At 73.5% G+C, this 850-nt stretch carries 1 protein-coding gene; it reads right to left on the bottom strand.

Features of this window, described 5'->3' with window-relative positions; all coding sequences use genetic code 11:
• Positions 1-801, bottom strand: an 801-nt coding sequence (gene holA, locus ACJA3G_RS37860) for a DNA polymerase III subunit delta (RefSeq protein WP_406557527.1), incomplete at its 3' end; no start/stop codon positions are given.
• Between the last annotated feature and the right edge of the window lie 49 nt (positions 802-850).

The raw sequence follows: 850 nt of genomic DNA, 5'->3' as shown, positions 1-850 counted from the left end.
CCCCAGCTCCCGCGCGAGATCCGCCGGCCGCCCGCCCCGCGCCGACGACAGCTTCCCGATCGCCCGCACCCCCTGAGCCAGCGCACTAGTGATCATCACCGGCGCCACCCCCGTCGACAGCGACCACCGCAGCGCCTCCAGCGCCTCCGCCGCCCGGCCCTCCACCGCCCGGTCCGCGACCGTGAAGCTCGACGCCTCGGCCCGCCCGGTGTAGTAGCGCCCGACGACCGCCTCGTCGATGGTCCCCGCCACGTCCGCGCACAGCTGCGACACGGCCGACGCGAGCTCCCGCAGATCGCTGCCGATCGAATCGACCAGCGCCTGGCACGCCTCGGGCGTGGCCGAACGCCCCAGCGCCCGGAACTCCGACCGCACGAACGTCAGCCGCTCCGCCGGCTTCGTCGTCTTGGGGCACGCCACCTCCCGCGCCCCCGCCTTGCGCGCCGCGTCGAGCAGCCCCTTGCCCTTGGCGCCGCCCGCGTGCAGCAGTACGAGCGTGATCTCCTCGGCAGGCGCATCGAGATACGCCTTCACATCCTTGATCGTGTCCGCCGACAGATCGTGCGCGTTCCGTACGACCACGACCTTGCGCTCCGCGAACAGCGAGGGGCTGGTCAGCTCGGCCAGCGTGCCCGGCTGGAGCTGGTCGGAGGCGAGGTCGCGCACATCGGTGTCGGCGTCGGCGGCCCGTGCCGCCGCCACCACCTGCTGCACGGCGCGGTCGAGCAGCAGGTCCTCCTGGCCCACGGCGAGCGTGAGCGGAGCGAGCGGATCGTCGGTGGAATTCTTCCTGGTGGCCATCGCCGTCCAGCATCCCACGCCCCACCGACAATCCCCGGCCGCTCCCACC

It is taken from the genome of Streptomyces sp. YS-3 (assembly GCF_045257485.1).
Lineage (GTDB): Bacteria > Actinomycetota > Actinomycetes > Streptomycetales > Streptomycetaceae > Streptomyces.
The sequence above is the reverse complement of the archived record's forward strand: the minus strand, read 5'-3'. Positions and strand labels throughout refer to the sequence as shown.